General features: G+C 59.2%; 14 protein-coding genes. 5 read left to right on the forward strand and 9 right to left on the reverse strand.

Annotation, left to right across the window (positions count from 1 at the left end; genetic code table 11):
* Window positions 1-152: 152 nt before the first annotated feature.
* A complete protein-coding gene (gdhA, locus tag BM110_RS25275) occupies window positions 153-1490 on the forward strand; it encodes an NADP-specific glutamate dehydrogenase (protein WP_093125875.1) in 1338 nt (445 codons plus the stop codon).
* On the opposite strand, the gene BM110_RS25280 is transcribed toward gdhA, so the two are convergent.
* From BM110_RS25280 to BM110_RS25295, 4 genes are all read right to left on the reverse strand, one after another.
* On the reverse strand, window positions 1487-1975 hold the full coding sequence (locus BM110_RS25280; protein ID WP_093514373.1) for a GreA/GreB family elongation factor: 489 nt from the start codon (window positions 1973-1975) through the stop codon (window positions 1487-1489). The two genes, gdhA and BM110_RS25280, sit on opposite strands and share 4 nt — an antisense overlap.
* 70 nt (window positions 1976-2045) lie before the next feature.
* Window positions 2046-2402 carry a hypothetical protein gene (locus BM110_RS25285; RefSeq protein ID WP_093514374.1) on the reverse strand — a complete coding sequence of 119 codons (357 nt, stop codon included), beginning with the start codon at window positions 2400-2402 and terminating at the stop codon, window positions 2046-2048.
* 321 nt (window positions 2403-2723) lie between these two features.
* A complete protein-coding gene (locus BM110_RS25290) occupies window positions 2724-4577 on the reverse strand; it encodes an Lnb N-terminal periplasmic domain-containing protein (protein WP_093514375.1) in 1854 nt (617 codons plus the stop codon).
* Between the two features lie 93 nt (window positions 4578-4670).
* A complete protein-coding gene (locus BM110_RS25295; RefSeq protein WP_015885974.1) occupies window positions 4671-5159 on the reverse strand; it encodes a DUF3015 domain-containing protein in 489 nt (162 codons plus the stop codon).
* A gap of 267 nt (window positions 5160-5426) precedes the next feature.
* Here BM110_RS25295 and BM110_RS25300 point away from each other — a divergent pair, with 267 nt between their 5' ends.
* Both BM110_RS25300 and BM110_RS25305 read left to right on the forward strand, forming a co-directional pair.
* Window positions 5427-7865 (forward strand): Lon protease family protein, encoded by a 2439-nt coding sequence (locus BM110_RS25300; RefSeq protein ID WP_092248319.1) that lies wholly within the window; start codon window positions 5427-5429, stop codon window positions 7863-7865.
* A 383-nt stretch (window positions 7866-8248) separates the two neighbouring features.
* On the forward strand, window positions 8249-8557 hold the full coding sequence (locus BM110_RS25305) for a PA4575 family protein (protein ID WP_058427690.1): 309 nt from the start codon (window positions 8249-8251) through the stop codon (window positions 8555-8557).
* A gap of 3 nt (window positions 8558-8560) precedes the next feature.
* Here the strand turns inward: BM110_RS25305 and BM110_RS25310 are convergent, their stop codons facing one another.
* On the reverse strand, window positions 8561-10384 hold the full coding sequence (locus BM110_RS25310) for a hypothetical protein (protein ID WP_093514376.1): 1824 nt from the start codon (window positions 10382-10384) through the stop codon (window positions 8561-8563).
* 166 nt (window positions 10385-10550) lie between these two features.
* Here BM110_RS25310 and BM110_RS25315 point away from each other — a divergent pair, with 166 nt between their 5' ends.
* Complete coding sequence (locus BM110_RS25315; protein ID WP_093514377.1) at window positions 10551-11039, forward strand: TIGR00645 family protein; 489 nt, start codon at window positions 10551-10553, stop codon at window positions 11037-11039.
* 15 nt (window positions 11040-11054) lie between these two features.
* On the opposite strand, the gene BM110_RS25320 is transcribed toward BM110_RS25315, so the two are convergent.
* From BM110_RS25320 to BM110_RS25340, 4 genes are all read right to left on the reverse strand, one after another.
* Complete coding sequence (locus BM110_RS25320; protein ID WP_093514378.1) at window positions 11055-12488, reverse strand: ArnT family glycosyltransferase; 1434 nt, start codon at window positions 12486-12488, stop codon at window positions 11055-11057.
* A 116-nt stretch (window positions 12489-12604) separates the two neighbouring features.
* A complete protein-coding gene (locus BM110_RS25325; RefSeq protein ID WP_093514379.1) occupies window positions 12605-13630 on the reverse strand; it encodes a hypothetical protein in 1026 nt (341 codons plus the stop codon).
* 112 nt (window positions 13631-13742) lie between these two features.
* The gene (locus BM110_RS25330) at window positions 13743-13994 is read right to left on the reverse strand and encodes a DUF6124 family protein (RefSeq protein WP_093514380.1); all 252 of its coding nucleotides are present in this window, start codon (window positions 13992-13994) and stop codon (window positions 13743-13745) included.
* A 653-nt stretch (window positions 13995-14647) separates the two neighbouring features.
* Window positions 14648-15907 carry an IS256-like element ISPsy17 family transposase gene (locus BM110_RS25340; protein ID WP_093514381.1) on the reverse strand — a complete coding sequence of 420 codons (1260 nt, stop codon included), beginning with the start codon at window positions 15905-15907 and terminating at the stop codon, window positions 14648-14650.
* Window positions 15908-16442: 535 nt separating this feature from the next.
* On the opposite strand from BM110_RS25340, the gene BM110_RS25345 reads away from it, so the two are divergent.
* On the forward strand, window positions 16443-17327 hold the full coding sequence (locus BM110_RS25345) for a helix-turn-helix transcriptional regulator (protein WP_093514404.1): 885 nt from the start codon (window positions 16443-16445) through the stop codon (window positions 17325-17327).
* The last annotated feature ends 57 nt before the right edge of the window (window positions 17328-17384 follow it).

Genomic DNA, 17384 nt, shown 5'->3' on the forward strand with positions numbered 1-17384 from the left:
GGGTGCATAAAAGCCCCTGAAACTGGATACATTTATATAAAACGCACCATTTAAATTCACAAAGGCGACATTTTGCCCTGTTGCAGTGCGGAATGAATTGATAAAGTCCGGCTCAATCTCCGTTAACAACTAAAAATTTGCCGAGACTTTTCATGATCGAATCCGTCGAATCCTTCCTTGCCCGCCTCAAGAAACGCGACCCTGACCAACCGGAATTCCACCAGGCCGTAGAAGAAGTCCTACGCAGCCTGTGGCCGTTTCTTGAAGCCAACCCCCACTACCTGACCTCAGGCATCCTGGAGCGCATCTGCGAGCCGGAACGCGCGATTACCTTCCGGGTGTCGTGGGTGGATGATCATGGCAAGGTCCAGGTCAATCGCGGTTTCCGTATCCAGATGAACAGCGCCATCGGCCCTTACAAAGGCGGCTTGCGCTTCCACCCGTCGGTCAACCTGGGCGTGCTGAAATTCCTCGCCTTCGAGCAGACCTTCAAGAATTCCCTGACGTCGCTGCCCATGGGCGGCGGCAAAGGCGGCTCGGACTTTGATCCAAAAGGTAAGAGCGACGCCGAAGTCATGCGCTTCTGCCAGGCCTTCATGAGCGAGTTGTATCGCCATATCGGCGCGGATGTGGACGTGCCGGCCGGTGACATCGGCGTAGGTGCCCGTGAGATCGGCTTCCTGTTCGGCCAGTACAAGCGCCTGAGCAACCAGTTCACCTCGGTGCTGACCGGCAAGGGCATGACCTACGGCGGCAGCCTGATTCGCCCGGAAGCCACCGGTTTTGGCTGCGTGTACTTCGCCGAAGAAATGCTCAAGCGCAACAACCAGCGGGTTGAAGGCAAGCGCGTGGCGGTGTCCGGTTCCGGCAACGTGGCGCAATACGCGGCGCGCAAGGTCATGGACCTGGGTGGCAAAGTGATTTCCCTGTCCGACTCCGAAGGCACCCTGTACGCGGAAAGCGGTTTGACCGAGGAGCAATGGTCGGCCCTGCTGGAGCTGAAAAACGTGCAGCGCGGGCGCATCAGCGAACTGGCTTCGCGTTATGGCTTGGAATTCCGCGCCGGTAAAACCCCTTGGGAACTGGCCTGCGATATTGCACTGCCCTGCGCTACGCAGAACGAACTCGACGCCGAGGCCGCCCGCACTCTACTGCGCAACGGCTGCATCTGCGTGGCCGAAGGCGCCAACATGCCGACCACCCTGGAGGCTGTGGATATCTTTATCGAGGCCGGCATTCTGTTCGCCCCGGGCAAGGCGTCCAATGCCGGTGGCGTGGCGGTGAGTGGCCTGGAAATGTCACAGAACGCCATGCGCCTGCTGTGGACCGCCGGTGAGGTGGACAGCAAGCTGCACAACATCATGCAGTCGATCCACCATGCCTGCGTGCACTACGGCGAAGAAAACGGCCGCATCAACTACGTCAAAGGCGCGAACATCGCAGGTTTTGTCAAAGTTGCCGACGCGATGCTGGCCCAAGGCATCGTCTAGGCCTCGGGCTCGACCCGCAGCACTTCGATCAACTGATCGCCGACGGGGCGTTGCCACAACACCTCGTCGCCGACCTGGGCGCCCAGCAAGGCGCGGCCCAGGGGCGAGCCCCAGTTGATCAAGCCTGCGCCGGCATCGGCCTGGTCTTCACCGACCAACTGAATGCGTTGCTGTTCGTCCAGCTCATTGGCGAAGGTCACCCAACTGCCGATCTGCACCTTGTCGGTGGACGTCGCCGGTGCCACCACTTGGGCGCTTTGCACCCGTTGGTTGAAGTAACGCAAATCCCGCTCAAGATCCGCCTGGCGCTGTTTATCGCCTTTGGCGGATTCCAGGCCATATTCGTGCTGCAACTGCGCAACCTTGGCCTGCAACTGCGCCAGCCCTTGCGCGGTGAGGCGGTTGGGTTGCTCGCTGACCTGGCGCTCCACCGGCTGGTCGGCCTGGGCAGCGGCGTTGTCCTCGTTTACAAAAGCTCGGCTCATCACGTTCTCCCTCAATGGAGTTTGGGCCATGATCGCCGCGCATTAGTTTCGATGGATGTCTGAAAGCGACCTACTGCGAACGATAGGCCCGGGCGGCGTCGCGGTCCTTCTCGTGCTGCCAAACGCGTTCGCGGTCATCCCAGTGATTGTCCTTGTAGTCGCGCAGCTCTTCGTTCTCGCGCATGGCCTTGCACTGGCGAAAGCCATCTTCCCAGCCCTCGGCGTATTCACGGACCTTGAGATAACGCGGCACGTTCTTGCGGAACTCCCCGCTGATCACCCCGGCCGCCTGACGACCGCTGCTGCAACCGTCATCAAAACCATCGGCAAACGCCGGTGGGTAACCCTTGGCCAACAACTCTTGATGGGTCGACTGGCAACCCGCCAACACCACCAATGCACACATCATTACCGCACACCGCCACATGGCGTACTCCCTGGCCGTTTCACGGCTGATAGGGGAAGTCTAGTCAGGGGTTTGTTGAGGCGGTGTGAAAGGATGGTGAGAAAGGTGTTGGGCTAAAGGGCCATCGCCGTAACCCTCGGCGAAAACGAAAAATTGCTTCTGTGGCGAGCGGGCTTGCCACAAAGTGATCTCGGTGCGACCTTTTAGTCGTGATAAACCACTGTTTTTTTCAGTTGAATGGACTCAGTGACATCAGGGCAGAGCAGTGTATTTGAGTCTATGAGAAACAAATGTGGGAGGAGGCAAGCCCCCTCCCACATATTGATCTCGGCCAGGCTTTAGTCAGTAGTGATACCACTTCACTTCAAGCATCACTTCATTCACTGGGGTCGATAGGTGGCTGTACTCGCGCTGGGCGCTCAAACGCAGGCCGAGGTTGCGCGACAATTCCCACTGTTGATTCAGGCTGATACTGCGGCGCACTTCGCCATTGGTGAAGAAGTCACCCTTGGCTTCCAGGCTCAGGTTGCCCAGCGGGTTCTTCCACAGCACGCCGGTGTTGAACCCGGCCGCCGGGGAGATGGCTTCGCTGAAGTCGTTGTTGTGCTCCACGCGCACGGTGCCGAGGGCGAAGCCGAGCATGTCGTCACTCAACTGCCAGGTGCCGCCGGCGCCGCCGTTGACGTGGGCGACCAGGGTTTCGTCGTCGTGTTTGCCGGGCACGCGTTCAAGGCCGCCAGTGACTTGCCAGGACCACGGCTGCAACAGGGCGTTGCGTGGGGTCAGGGAGCGGATGGTGGCCAGGTCCAGTTGCTGCAGCTGCCAGTGGTTGCCTTCGTACTGGCGCAGTTTCATTTGCAGGATTTCGATCTGTGCGCCGAGGGGGAAACCTTCAGCGTTGTCGTTGAGGTCGTGGTAGGCCATGCGCAGGCCGTATTCGCCGAAGGCCTTGTCGCCCCGGGTGCCGATGCCGGCTTGCCAGGTGCGCGATTCGTGGCCGTTTTCCGGCAGGCCGGGCGGTGTGATCTTGAGGTCGGGCGCCGGGTTCTGGTTGATCGCGCGCAGCAGTTCGAAGCTGCGTTGGGAGCGGACGGTGTCGCGTTCCAGGCCGTTGGCGCGGTAGCGGCCAAGGCGGTAGGCGGCGTCGATGATCAGGGCCTGGCGGTCGCGGGGCAGGGCTTTGAAGGCCGGTTCCTGCAATTGCTGCTGGTCATCGCTGACCTTCAACACCCATTGCTGTTCGTCGCTGTCCAGCGGCTTGGCGCGCTCCAACAGCTCGCGTTCGCGGGACGGGCGATAGTCGATCCTTTCCACCAGGCCCGCATCTTTCACCGCCTTGACCGTGTCGGTCGGGATGGCGGTCAGTGGAAACTGTTCGGTCAGGCGCAGGCCGGGGCGGGCCACTTGCAGCAGTTCGAGCAGGCGATAGGAGCAGTTTTCGTCGAAAAAGAAGTAATCGAACTGGATCTGCTTGAGCTCCCACACGTGCTCGACCATGCGCTCGGTCTCGACCTGGGTGAGGTTGAGGCGGTATTCCCACAGGTCGCGGTTCTCAAGGCTACGGTATTCGGAGAGTTTTTCCTGGTAGGGCACCAGGGCGAACAGGCCGGGATAACCACCCATCAGGCCTTTCCAGGCATAGAGGATGCTGTTGTCGGAGCCTTCGATATAGGCACCGAAGTTGATCGCGTAGCTGAGCAGGGCGGTGTTGTTGCTTTGCACGTCGGCCTGGTCGATGCGCAGCAGGGTGTGGCCGAACATCGACGACGGGCTGTTGAGGTAGGCCGCCGGGAAGATCATCACCGCGCTGTGAGGGGCGACGTCCTTGAACCATTGCTTGAATTCCGTGCAGTCCACGGCGGGCAGGTCAGTGAGGTGCAACTGATCCTTGAGCCAGCGGGTACGTGCGGGGTAAACGCATTGGGCGTGTTTTTCACCCAGGCTGGCCGGCGCGTAGAGCGCGTCAACGGTGGCCTTGAGTTCGGCGTCCGGGTGGTGGGCGCCATCGGCTGCGAGGAAGAATTTCTTGTCGCTGACATAACTGCGCCAGCCACTGATTTTGCCGGCTTCATAATGGCCGAGGGACAGCCAGAACGGATCGTTGGCCAATTGCTGCAAACGTTGATCATCAAGATGCGGTGCCGCGTACAGCGGGGCGCAGGCGAAGAGTGCCGTCCAGGCAAAGCGTTTGAGCATAGGGGCAACTTAAGTCGGAATTAAGAGAGACCCAAAGGGGAGGCGGGCCCAAAAATAAAACCCGCGCCTTAAGCAGGCGCGGGCTGGACGAGCTTAAGCCTGGGTAGCGTATTTCGCCAGACGGGCATCGCTTTTCAGTACAGCAATGGTGTTGTTGTGCACGTCGTCAGCGGTCACGTCAGCCTTGCTGAAGATCTGCTGGAAGTGCTCGTGGGTCACGGCCGCGAAGTGTTCGCGATCTTCCGGGGCCACGCCCAGTACCACGGCGTAGGTGGTCAGCGCTTCGCCATTACCCTTGGCCATGTCTTCGGACAGCTCGTTCATCATGCCATTCATGGCAATCCACGATTTGCCGCCGTAAGTCAGGGCGCTGTTGGTGCTGCAACCGTTGGTGCCCGAGGTCATGCCGAACGTGGCGTTACCCGAAGTACCGTTAGTGGTGGAAGCCAGGAAGTGAGCTGGAGTGCCGCGCTGGCCTTCGAACAACATGTTGCCCCAACCGCAGTTCGGGCCACCTGGTGCTTCTGCCATTGCATTGAGGGAGACGACGGTGAAGAGAGTACCGAGAAGGATCCGTTTCATAGCTTTGTTCTCTTTGTGTGCAAACCAATGGACAAGGGTTCAGGCGCATCGCGGCGCCCTAGGGGCCAGTTATTAGTCCAACCCGCGCAGTTTGGAGTTTAGGCACGTTCCAAGGGTTCCGTGCATTTTTCTAAAACATTCGATGATGACCCGATATTTTTACAGGGCGCGTCCCGTGTCTATGCTTTCCCACAGGCGCGCCTTGCCAGAGCGCGTAACCGGGAGCCAGAATGCCGTCATCTGCCCCGCCTGATGTAAGGAAGCCCGATGCCTGATCCTGTTGCTGCCAGCTTGCGTCTAGCGCCCGAAGCGCTGACTCGCCCTTTCTCCGCTGAACAGTTCAGCTTCTCGACCACCAATGATTTGGAGCCCTTTCGCGGTGTGCTTGGCCAGGAACGTGCGGTTGAAGCGTTGCAGTTCGGTGTGGCCATGCCACGCCCCGGTTACAACGTGTTTGTCATGGGCGAGCCCGGGACCGGTCGCTTTTCGTTCGTCAAACGCTACCTTAAGGCCGAAGGCAAGCGCCTGCAGACCCCGTCGGACTGGGTCTATGTGAATAATTTCGATGAGCCTCGCGAGCCGCGTGCCCTTGAATTACCGGGCGGCGGTGCGGCGGCGTTCATCAACGACATCAACGGTCTGGTCGACAACCTTGTCGCCACCTTCCCGGCAGTCTTCGAGCACCCGACTTATCAACAGCGCAAGAGCGCGATCGACCGCGCCTTCAACCAGCGCTACGACAAGGCCCTGGACGTAATCGAACGCCTGGCCCTGGAAAAGGACGTGGCGCTGTACCGCGACAGCTCCAACATTGCCTTCACGCCGATGCTCGACGGCAAGGCGCTGGACGAGGCCGAGTTCTCGCAGCTGCCGGAAGCTGATCGCGAGCGCTTCCACACGGATATTTCCGAGCTGGAAGAGCGCCTCAACGAAGAGCTGGCCAGCCTGCCGCAGTGGAAGCGTGAGTCGAACAACCAACTGCGCCAGTTCAACGAAGAAACCATCACCCTGGCCCTGCAGCCTCTGCTTGCGCCATTGTCGGAAAAGTACGCGGAAAACGCAGGCGTCTGCGGCTACCTGCAAGCCATGCAGGTGTACTTGCTCAAGACCGTGGTCGAGCAGTTGGTGGACGATGCCAAGACCGACGCCCAGGCGCGCAAGCTGCTCGAAGAGCAGTACTGCCCAAGCCTGGTGGTGGGCCATCCGGTCAACGGTGGCGCGCCAGTGGTGTTTGAGCCGCACCCGACCTACGACAACCTATTCGGCCGCATCGAGTACAGCACCGACCAGGGCGCGCTCTACACCACCTATCGCCAGCTGCGCCCGGGCGCCTTGCACCGTGCCAACGGCGGTTTCCTGATTCTTGAAGCCGAAAAAATGCTCGGCGAGCCGTTCGTGTGGGACGCCCTCAAGCGCTCCCTGCAATCGCGCAAGCTGAAGATGGAATCGCCGCTGGGCGAACTGGGCCGCCTGGCCACCGTGACCCTCAACCCGCAGATGATCCCGTTGCAGGTCAAGGTGATCATCATTGGTTCGCGTCAGTTGTACTACGCGTTGCAGGACGCCGATCCGGACTTCCAGGAGATGTTCCGCGTACTGGTGGACTTCGACGAAGACATCCCGATGGTCGACGAAAGCCTGGAGCAGTTCGCCCAATTGCTGAAAACCCGCACGTCGGAAGAAGGCATGGCACCGCTGACCTCGGATGCGGTGGCGCGGTTGGCCACCTACAGCGCCAGGCTGGCGGAGCACCAGGGGCGCTTGTCGGCGCGTATCGGGGATTTGTTCCAGCTGGTCAGCGAGGCGGATTTCATTCGCCATCTGGCAGGCGACGAGATGACCGATGCCGGGCATATCGAACGCGCACTCAAGGCCAAGGCCACGCGTACCGGGCGGGTGTCGGCGCGGATTCTCGACGACATGCTCGCCGGGGTGATCCTGATCGACACCGCCGGTGCCGCGGTGGGCAAGTGCAACGGGCTGACGGTGCTGGAGGTGGGCGATTCGGCATTCGGTGTGCCGGCGCGGATTTCCGCCACGGTGTATCCGGGCGGCAGCGGTATTGTCGACATCGAGCGTGAGGTCAACCTCGGCCAGCCGATCCACTCCAAGGGCGTGATGATCCTCACCGGTTACCTGGGCAGCCGTTATGCCCAGGAATTCCCGCTGGCGATCTCGGCGAGTATCGCGCTGGAGCAGTCCTACGGTTATGTGGACGGCGACAGTGCCTCCCTGGGCGAGGCGTGCACCTTGATCTCGGCCTTGTCGAAAACCCCGCTCAAGCAGTGCTTCGCCATCACTGGCTCCATCAACCAGTTTGGTGAAGTGCAGGCGGTGGGCGGGGTCAACGAGAAGATCGAAGGGTTCTTCCGCCTCTGCGAAGCGCGTGGCCTGACCGGTGAACAGGGCGCGATCATTCCCCAGGCCAACGTCGCTACGCTGATGCTGGATGAGAAGGTGCTGCAGGCCGTGCGTGCCGGGCAGTTCCATATCTATGCGGTGCGCCAGGCGGACGAGGCGTTGAGCCTGTTGGTGGGCGAGGATGCCGGTGAGCCGGATGCCGAAGGGCAGTTTCCGGAAGGCACGGTGAATGCGCGTGTGGTAGAGCGGTTGCGCGCGATTGCCGAGATGATCAGCGAGGAAGACCTGAAGGAAGCGGAGAAGGAGTTGGCGCAGGAAGCGTTGGCGGAAGCCAAGCCCATCTGATGGCGACGTGAATTGTGGCGAGCGGGCTTGTTGTGGCGAGCGGGCTTGCCCCGCGTTGGGCTGCGAAGCAGCCCTAAAACCAGACAATTCAATCTCACTGGCACACCGCAGCGGTCCTATTGGGGCTGCTGCGCAGCCCAACGCGGGGCAAGCCCGCTCGCCACAACTAGCACCATAGCCACAACAATCCCCTCACCACATGACGGGTAAAACCGTCATGAATTTGGCGCGACTGTAGGACCAACGCCCGTTGGTCCCTACAACCTTGGTTTGTCGTGGTTTTCTTCTATTCTGTGCTCAAGGGATATCCACAGGAGTCGCGGGATAGAAACAGCCTCGCGCCCAGGCGCAGGTTGAACACCGATCTACCGAGGGTCGCCGCCATGCCGCGCAACCTTTGCCTTACCCGCCAGTGCTTTGGCCTGGTCACCCGTATCGAATGTTCCATTCGCCCTCTTGCGGGGGATAACGGGATGTGGACCTTGTTGTTTGCCGCCGGAATGACCGGTGAACAGCCGTCCACCATCAAGTCTCAAGGCCCGTTCCCCGGGCCCTTCGTCGCGGAAAACATGCTGGAGTCCATCGTCGACAGCCTGACCCAGCACGGCTACGAGAAGGCGGGTGACCCGCAGATCTGGTGCCTGCACATGCAGGCCCATCTGCGACAGCTCAATGGTGACACCCAGCACTGACCGCTATTTGCTCTCGGGTTTGTCCAACTTGACCTCGAAGCCATATTGCACGGTGCTCAGGTCGGTGCGCTGGTAGCTTTCCAGGGTGGTCGGCCGGCCGTAGAAGTAGTGCACGTCAAACAGCGCCGTGCCGTATTCCTCGGCGCGGTGGCTGACGCCGAGGATTTCCTTGAGGTAGTTGCCGCTGGCGTCCTTGGCGTAGAACCGCCAGCTGTCGGCGGGGAAGGCCTTCTGGTCGACGATCAGCGCGTTGTCTTTGAGCGACAGCCCCTTGGGCAGCTTGGCCACGTCGATCTCGGCTTTGTCGATGGTCGCCAGGAACAGCGGAATCGAGCCCACCACATACGCCGGGTTTTCCGGGAACAGGTTCAGGTCGTAGGTGAGGGTGCCGCGTGCCGGGTTCAGTTCAAACGCCTCGGCCGGCAGTTCGATCGGCTCGCCACGTTCGCCTTTTTCGTCGGCGGTGAAGAAGGTCACCGGTGATTCGCTGCTGTTGCGCTCGCTGCCCACCAGGTCGTCATTGAAGGTGAACGGGTGGTCGAACACGATGTGCGCGGCGCTGGCGTCTTCAACCGACTGGCTGATGGTGACGCTGTTTTTCAGCTGGTCCTCGGTCATGCCCGCGTCTTTGAGCCAGCTTGCGGCGCCATCGTCATACACGGTGACCGGCATCGGCAGGGCCTGGACGGTGTTCTGCAGGCTGTTCTTGTCAAAGCGCATCACGGGCAGGTCGAGGTCTTTGCGCGTGCGCGTGGCGGTGGAAAAATCCAGTACGTTGACCTGCAGGTTGTCGATCACGCCATTGAAATACACCTTGGCGTAATGGCTGCTTTGTTTGTGTTCGAAAGCTTTTTGTTCCTCGGTGAGCTGTTTTTCGAACGCCTCCGACCAGGCTTTCTGCTTTTGCATCTCGGCCAGTTGTTTTTCGTAGAACGCCACCTGGGCGCTGCTTTCGTTGATCGAGCCCGACCGGGTGAGGAACTGCCCGGTGCTGTCCCGCGCCTGCACCAGCAGCGGGTTGGGCGATTCGTCACCGACTTCAGGCGCCAGCGGTTGGCTGTTGGTCAGCTCGATCTCGGCGTAGTTTTTTTCCAGGAGCAACAGGTTGAGGGTGATGTTGCCCTCGGTGCGCTTGTGGCCTACATCTTTTTTCGACAGATCAAAGGTCAACACCTTGCCCGGCGCGACCACTTCCACTGTGCCCTTGAGGCTGACGGGCTGTGGCTGGCTCTTGTTTTCCGTCTCGATGCCGTCGATGAACGGGTAGGTCACCGTCAGGTCGTCGGGGTTGGTCAGGTTGGAGCTGCTGGGGCTCAGCTGGATGCCCGGATCGGTTTCCGACCATTCCGGCTGGAAGGGGATGACCTTGTTGTTGCTCAGGGTCACCGACTGCCATTCCAGGCCGTGGGGGAAGGGGAACTGGTCAGGCATGTTGAAGTTGAACGGGAACACCGGCTGCAAGTCGGTCAGGTAGTCGGAATGGGAGCTCTTGCGCAGCACAAACAGGCCATTGATGTAGGTGTTCACCAACGCCTGGGGCGTGGGGTAGTGCTTGAGCAGGGCCAGGGAGTCCTCGCCGTACTCGGCTTCGATGGGCTTGCTGGCGAGTTTGACCCGCGCCCGCTCCAGTAACAGCAGCGAACCGCCCAGGTCGGCGACGGCGTCACGCAGCTTGGGGTCCTGGATGCTGTCCAGGGAGTGTTCGAACTTTGCGGTTTTCTCTTCGAGGGTGGTCTGCTTCTGCTCGTCACTGGGGGAGCAGCCGCCAGCCAGCAGCAATGCCGCGCACAGGCCGATACTGGCCAAAGGGGATCGCACATCCATCATCTGAGTTTTTCCTGTCCGACGTCATCGAGCCGAGTTGTTATTGGGCTCGACACTAGCAGAAAAATTCTCTTACAGATGCCGCACAGGTCAGTTTTCTCGTGGTTACAGCTGTCTTGTAGCGGCTGGTATACTCGCCGCCATTTCTAGCCAAGCTGTGTGAGATCCAATGGAACGCTTTATCGAAAATACTATGTACGCCTCACGCTGGCTGCTGGCGCCTATCTATCTGGGGCTTTCCCTGGGCCTGCTGATCCTGGCGCTGAAGTTCTTCCAGGAAATCATCCACGTCCTGCCCAATGTGTTTTCCATGCTGGAAGCTGATGTGATCCTGCTGCTGCTGTCGTTGATCGACATGGCCCTGGTCGGCGGCTTGCTGGTGATGGTGATGATTTCCGGCTACGAGAACTTCGTCTCGCAGCTGGATATCGATGACAACAAAGAGAAACTCAACTGGCTGGGCACCATGGACTCTTCGTCGCTGAAGATGAAAGTGGCGGCGTCCATCGTGGCGATTTCGTCCATCCACTTGCTGCGCATCTTCATGGACGCCAAGAACGTCGATCCGCAGCACCTGATGTGGTACGTGATCATTCACATGACCTTCGTGGTCTCGGCGTTTGCCATGGGTTACCTGGACAAGGTCACCAAACACTGATGCCCCGCGCCAGCCTTACTGCTCCACGAAGTAGTAAGGCTGGCGGTTGATCGACATCTGCTTGATCACCTTCACCGGGGTGGCCAGGTCGTTGGTATGGTCCAGCAACGCAATGTTGCCGGGCTTGGCGCCGAGGTAGTTGTGCAGCTCGGCCTCGGTCTTCAGGATCGGCAAGTAGGCCTGCAGATAGAACACGCTGGCCCCGGCGATGCGCTCGTTGGGCTGGAACAGCACCACCTCCCTGCCTTCATCTTTAAACGCCTGAACCTGGCTGATCACCGGGACGAACGACTGGCGTACATCGGCCTTGGGCGCAAACCAGAACGCTGCAATCAGATAGCAGCCCACGGCCAGGGTGAACACGCCGCCCACGAGGGTTCTGTGATGTGTGTAGAGCGCAGGTTTGCGGGTTTTCAGCCACGCCAGCAGCACCCGTGCATATTCCGCAGCCAGTACGGCGGCGGCCGGGGCCAGTGCCATCAGGTACACCGTGCGTTTGCTCGAGGCCAGGGTCAACAGGGTGAACTGCGCCACCAGCCAGACGCTGAAGAACAGGTGGTAGCGGTTGCGCACCAGGCTTTTGCGGAAATGCCACAGGCCCAGGTACACCAGGATATTCCACGGCAGGAACGCCTCGGGCAGCTTGGCGATGTAGTAGTAGAACGGCTCGTAATGGCCTGCCTCGACAAACGAACCGCTGAAACGGCCGACGCTGTTGGTCAGCAGCACTTCGGCCACCGCTTGCATGCCGCCACGCTGGAACAGGAAGCCCAGCCAGATCACCAATGGCACCAGCGCCAGCAAGGTGAACAGCGCGGGCTTGAGCCAGTCGCCAAGGCGCAGGCGCTTGTCCATGAGGCTGGTGCTGACCAGATATACAAAAATCACAATGCCCGGCATCGCCAGGCCCAGCACGCCTTTGCTGAGGGTGGCAATCACCATCCCTGCGGTAAACAGTGCCCATGCGCCTGTGCTTGACCCTTCACGATCGGGCCGCACGGCCTGGTAAAACCCCAGCAGTGCGGCGGTCACGCCGAGGGTGAGCAGCGAATCCTCACCCACACCGCGCGCATTGCTCCAGTAACTGGCCATGGTCGCCAGGATCAGCGCGGCGCTGAAGGCCAGCGTCTGCGGCCGGCCGAACTTGCGCAGCATGGTGTAAAGCAGCATTACGCTGAACAACCCAGCAAACGCCGAAGCCAGGCGCACTGCCCAGGTGGTGCCGCCAAACAGGCGAATCGCCCCGGCATCGATCCACAGGCTCAAGGGTGGTTTTTCCAGGAACGGTTCACGAAACAACTGGGGCACCACCCAGTTATTGTCCAGGTGCATCGCCATGGCGATCCCGGCCACGCGGGCTTCGGTGGAGCCTTGAAGCTCGTGGTTACCCAGGGCAAAGAAGAACAACAGACCAGCAAGCAGGAACAGCAGGGGAGCGGGACGCGTCATGGAGTGTGGCTACCTGGGCAGGAGGACCGTCCGGGGGAACGGTCATTGCAATGGGCTAGTATCCGTCGGCGTTTCTGAATATTTCGTGAACGAATGTGGGTTTTTTGTAAGGTCGGTCACGGCGCCATCAGGCTGGGCAGTGCGGCTCTACCTGCCGGGCTCAGCACCGGCTCCAGTTGCTCCCAGGTAAAACTCAGTTCGTTATCACAGCCATCACCCTGGGCGGGCGTCGACAGTTGCAGGCCCTGGGTGTTGAAGCTCAAGTCGAACGAGGAATAACTGGTCACGGCCGGGCACCCTTCGTCGGTGGTGGTCTGCTTGGCCAGCCAGCTGCTGAAAGCGGCCGGCAACTTGACTTGGCCCGAGTAGGGCGTGTCCCATTGCTCGTGGCCGCCCAACCACGTCCAGGGGTCGACCTTTTCACCGGTTTGCAGGTTCCAACTGTGCAGGCCCCAACTGATGCCCCCGCGTCCGTAGCCCGCCGACCAGCGATAGAACCGCACGGTGATCCAGTGCGATGACCAGTAGAACGGCTCCACCGCGATCTCACTGGTGGTGGTGCCGCCGCTCTGGTCCAGTGAGTTGCGCCGCTCCCTGTAGAAATCGGCCTGCCCGTCCGGGTTGATGGCCATGCGCGCGAGCTCTCGGTTGATCTTGTCGATGGCCGCACCGTCGCCTTCAAGTTTCAGGATGACCTGGCCTCCTTGGGTCTTCACTTGATAGGCGTGTTCGGCGAAGGTTTTCCGTTCGACCTTTACCGCGGGTGGCACGGCTTCAAGCGCATTGTTATAGGCATCGCTGGCGCAACCGTCCGTGTCCCTGCGTTTCAGCACCAACGCCAGGCTTTTACCCTCGAGAGATTTGCTCCAGGTACCCGTCAACGTGTCGCCTTGGGGATCATCCAACTGCCAGAACCCGGTTTGCCCTTCTTCAACCCACGGCTCACTGGCGTTGACCTGAGTGAGCTGAATGGGCGTCAGGATGCGTTGGTAGTAGTAACTGCCATTGGCGCCGTGGGCACCGTTGAAACACACGGTGATCGCGGATTTACCCAAGGTGCCTGTCCAGACACCGGCCAGGTCGGCGGCGTTTGCAAGCAGAGGGGAGCAGGCAAGGATGAGAACGGCGAGAGGCTTGAACACGGGTATCGGACTTCCGGATGTCTGATAGAGGAGAGCAGGGTAATCGCAAGTGTGGCGGGATTCCAGACGCGCAACAAAAGGCCGAGTCGCTGAACGCGTCTCGGCCTTTTGGTTACTGGAATGTTTGTGTGTCTTGAGTGAGCACCAGCACGCGCTCAACCAACAACTCCCCCAGCACGATCAGTTGCTGGGTGGCCAGCAGCTTGTGACGGTGGACGCCTTCGAGTTCGAAAGCCAGGTCGGTGGTCATGGCGTTGAGAGAGGCGAGGGTTTCGCTGGCTTGGATCAGCAGGGTTTCGGGGGGGATGTCTGGGGCGAGGGTGAAGAGGGTTGTGGAGGGGGGATTGGGGGTGATCTTTTTCATGGCTGAAACTCCTTGATTGATGGAGTCGCCAGACATCGCTGCTAAACGAAAAGGGTGGCGACTGTGCGCGGGTTAGCAGACCAGGAATCAAGGAACCCGGCGCACCCGAAAGTGCCCCACGCACAGCCGCCATAATACGCACAAGCGGATGCTGACAGCATCGCTGGAACGGATGGTGGCTTTGCAGGCCTTGATAGTAAACGAGCTGCTAAACCCGGTCGCTGATTTTGCAGCGACTGGGGGAGGCTATCTGCGTGGGAGGAGTTGTACTAGTTCATCGATGGCGCGATATCTTGAAGGAAAATTCTGAGCGTTCATTTTGTCGAGCTTTCGAAACCCCAGAAATGACAAAACCCGCACTGGGCGGGTTCGGTTGATTCTGACGTGGTGGGCCTGGGTAATCTGAAACAAGTCGGTATCTATCTGTTTTTGCAAGTTAATAATTGTTCGGTCAACTTGCTTGGAATACCAGTTGGAACGCTGCGTGGTTTGGCTTCCGATGGACGGTGCTTTTTGAGTTCCGCGCCATTAACTAATCGGCATCGAATCTATCAAGCAAATGGTCGTGTAAACGTTAGCGATGGCTGGTGACGGGAGTATCAGTTTTTTTGTGTTCGGGCTGGTTAGGGCCTGCCGTCAGGCAGGCCCTTGTTTTACCAGCTCGGTCTGGTAAATCGGTCTCCGTACAGGATCGCAAATTGATTCATTGCCACTTTCCAGTCGTGTGCCGCATGACCCCAGTTGGCGGTGATGTTGCGCAACCCAAGCCATATCAGTTTCGTCGCGGCCTCATCGGTCGGGAAGTGCCCTCGAGTCTTGATGATCTTGCGTAACTGGGCATTGATGCTCTCGATGGCATTGGTCGTGTAAACCACTTTGCGGATGCCCGCCGGGGAAACAAAAAACGGTATAACCCGATCCCAGGCGCGACGCCATGCAGCAACCACAGTCGGATACTGCTTGCCCCAGGGGCCCGCTTCAAAGGCGTTAAGCTCTTGCTCAGCCACATCGGCATTGATCGCCTGGTAGATCGGCTTGAGTGCTTTGGCCAGTGCCCGACGTTTATCCCAAGCGGCATAGTCCAAGCTGTTGCGGATCAGATGCACGATGCAGGTTTGCAGCGTCGTGGCAGGAAAAACCGCCCCCAACGCCTCCGGTATTCCTTTGAGGCCATCCGTGACGGCGATCAGAACATCTTCAACGCCACGAGTCTTGAGGTCGTTGAACACCTTCATCCAAAACTTGGCACCCTCGGTGCTCTCGATCCATATACCCAGAATGTCGCGCGTGCCATCAGGTAATACCCCCAGCGCCAGATAAATAGCCTTGTTGCACACTAACCCCTCGTCCCGGATTTTGACCCGTAACGCATCGAAGAAGATCACCGGATACATCGGTTCCAAGGGTCGTTGCTGCCAAGCGCCCACCTCTTCCATGACCGCATCGGTGACTGAGCTGATGAAGTCATGGGACACGTCAGTTCCATACTGCTCAGACAGAAAAGCGCGGATCTCACGCACCGTCATGCCCCGGGCGTACATAGCAATTATCTTGTCGTCGAAGCCTGTAAAACGGCGTTCGTGCTTGGGAATCAGGATCGGGGCGAAGCTACCGTCGCGGTCTCTGGGGATATCCAGGCGAAGCGGCCCGTCGTCGGTCAGAACCGTCTTGCTGCTTTTGCCATTGCGCTGATTGGTCGACTCCTCAGGGCGCTCCGCGCCCTGAGGGTAACCAAGGTGGTGACCCAGCTCGGCGCCTAGCGCACGCTCGATCAGAGCCTTCTTGAACGCCATGGACGCGTCTTGAATGGCTTCGGCGCTCATCGGGCCTTTAACAAACTGCTCGATCAGCTCTTGGGGAATCGAGGGCAACTCCCTCGCTGTTGCATTGGCGGACTTCTTTTTGGTCGGCATACATGCACCTCTAGCTACATGTTATGCCCGAACACAAAATTTCTGACAGTCTCGCAGAATCCCGTCCGTGCTTCTGCCTCCAGACAGCCTTCATGTCCTGGAGAACTTCGCGTCCATCATTCCGACGCTCAATTTTTGCACCGAGCTCCAGCATTTCTGTATGTCTCGCGAAAAGCATCGAGGAACCGACACGATTCAGTATAGCCCTCAGTCGATCGACGAACTCTTCGAAAATTGCTACTTGCTCCCCCTGCAGGGATTGTCGATATTGCTCGAAGATCCTGGGTCTGCTCCTCTTCAGTCGGGCTGAGTCCGGAGGTAACAACGCAAGCGACGTAGTGTGGGCGGAAGCCTTTGTGGTTAAGCTTCGCTCCGACGCTCCTGAAATTCTGCACTAGCTCCGGAGTGTCAGCTGAATCAGTAACAACAATTGCGAATCAAAATGATCTGTGGATATCGCTTTCGTGATTTTTAATTGCGTGCGTTGTGATCGCAATTTATGCTGTCCCCGCTTTCACTTCAAACCAGCGTATTCATGACCACTGAACCTCTCTCACAGCTAACGCAAGCCCAGCGTGACCGTCTGGCTTACCTCGAATTGCGTCTGCGTTTTTTCGGAGAAATAGGGCGACAGGATCTGATTCAGCGTTTCGGCATTCAAACGGCTGCAGCCACGCGCGATCTCGCCACTTATCGCGAGTTGGCAGGCAACAATCTGGCGTATGACCGCAGTAGCAAGATCTATACGCCGAGCAAAGAGTTTCGACCGATTTTCACCTTCTCTGCTGACCGGGTACTGGCCTGGCTGGCGGAGGGCTTTGGCGATGGTGAGCCGGCAAGCAGCGCGCCGGGTATTTCCTGCGTAACGTCCAAACGGCTTACTCAGCCAGATTTGGATACGTTGGGTTTGGTGACGCGCGCGATCTACCATCGTTGCCCTCTGCGAGTGGAGTACTACTCGCTGTCTAGTGGAAAGACCCAGAGAGAAATTGTTCCCTTTGCCCTTATTGATACGGGGCTGCGCTGGCATGTGCGCGGCTACGACCGCAAGCGCGGTGCATTTCGGGACTTTGTGATCACCCGCATCAAGCGGCCAAAGCTGCTGACGGAGTCTTCTGTCGCTGAACATGAGTACCCAGAACAGGATGTCCAGTGGAGCAGGATATTGGAGGTCGAGTTGGTACCTCACCCGGACCGACCGCACCCAGACATCACTGCCATGGACTACGGAATGAGCGATGGTGTGTTGCGTTTGAGGTTACGTGGAGCCACGGCTGGCTACGTAATGCGCAAATGGAGCATCGACTGCTCACCGGACCACCGCCTGCGTGATCCGGAATACCGCCTTTGGCTGAAAGACCCGCTGTTGCTCTACGGAGTAGAAACGGCGGTGCTGGCGCCTGGTTACCTGGCAGGCTGACCAAACGATTGCATACAAGCCGTGATGCATTCAGTCATCCGGCGATACGAAAATTTA

This window comes from Pseudomonas sp. NFPP28, from assembly GCF_900115535.1.
Classification (GTDB): Bacteria; Pseudomonadota; Gammaproteobacteria; order Pseudomonadales; family Pseudomonadaceae; genus Aquipseudomonas; species Aquipseudomonas extremorientalis.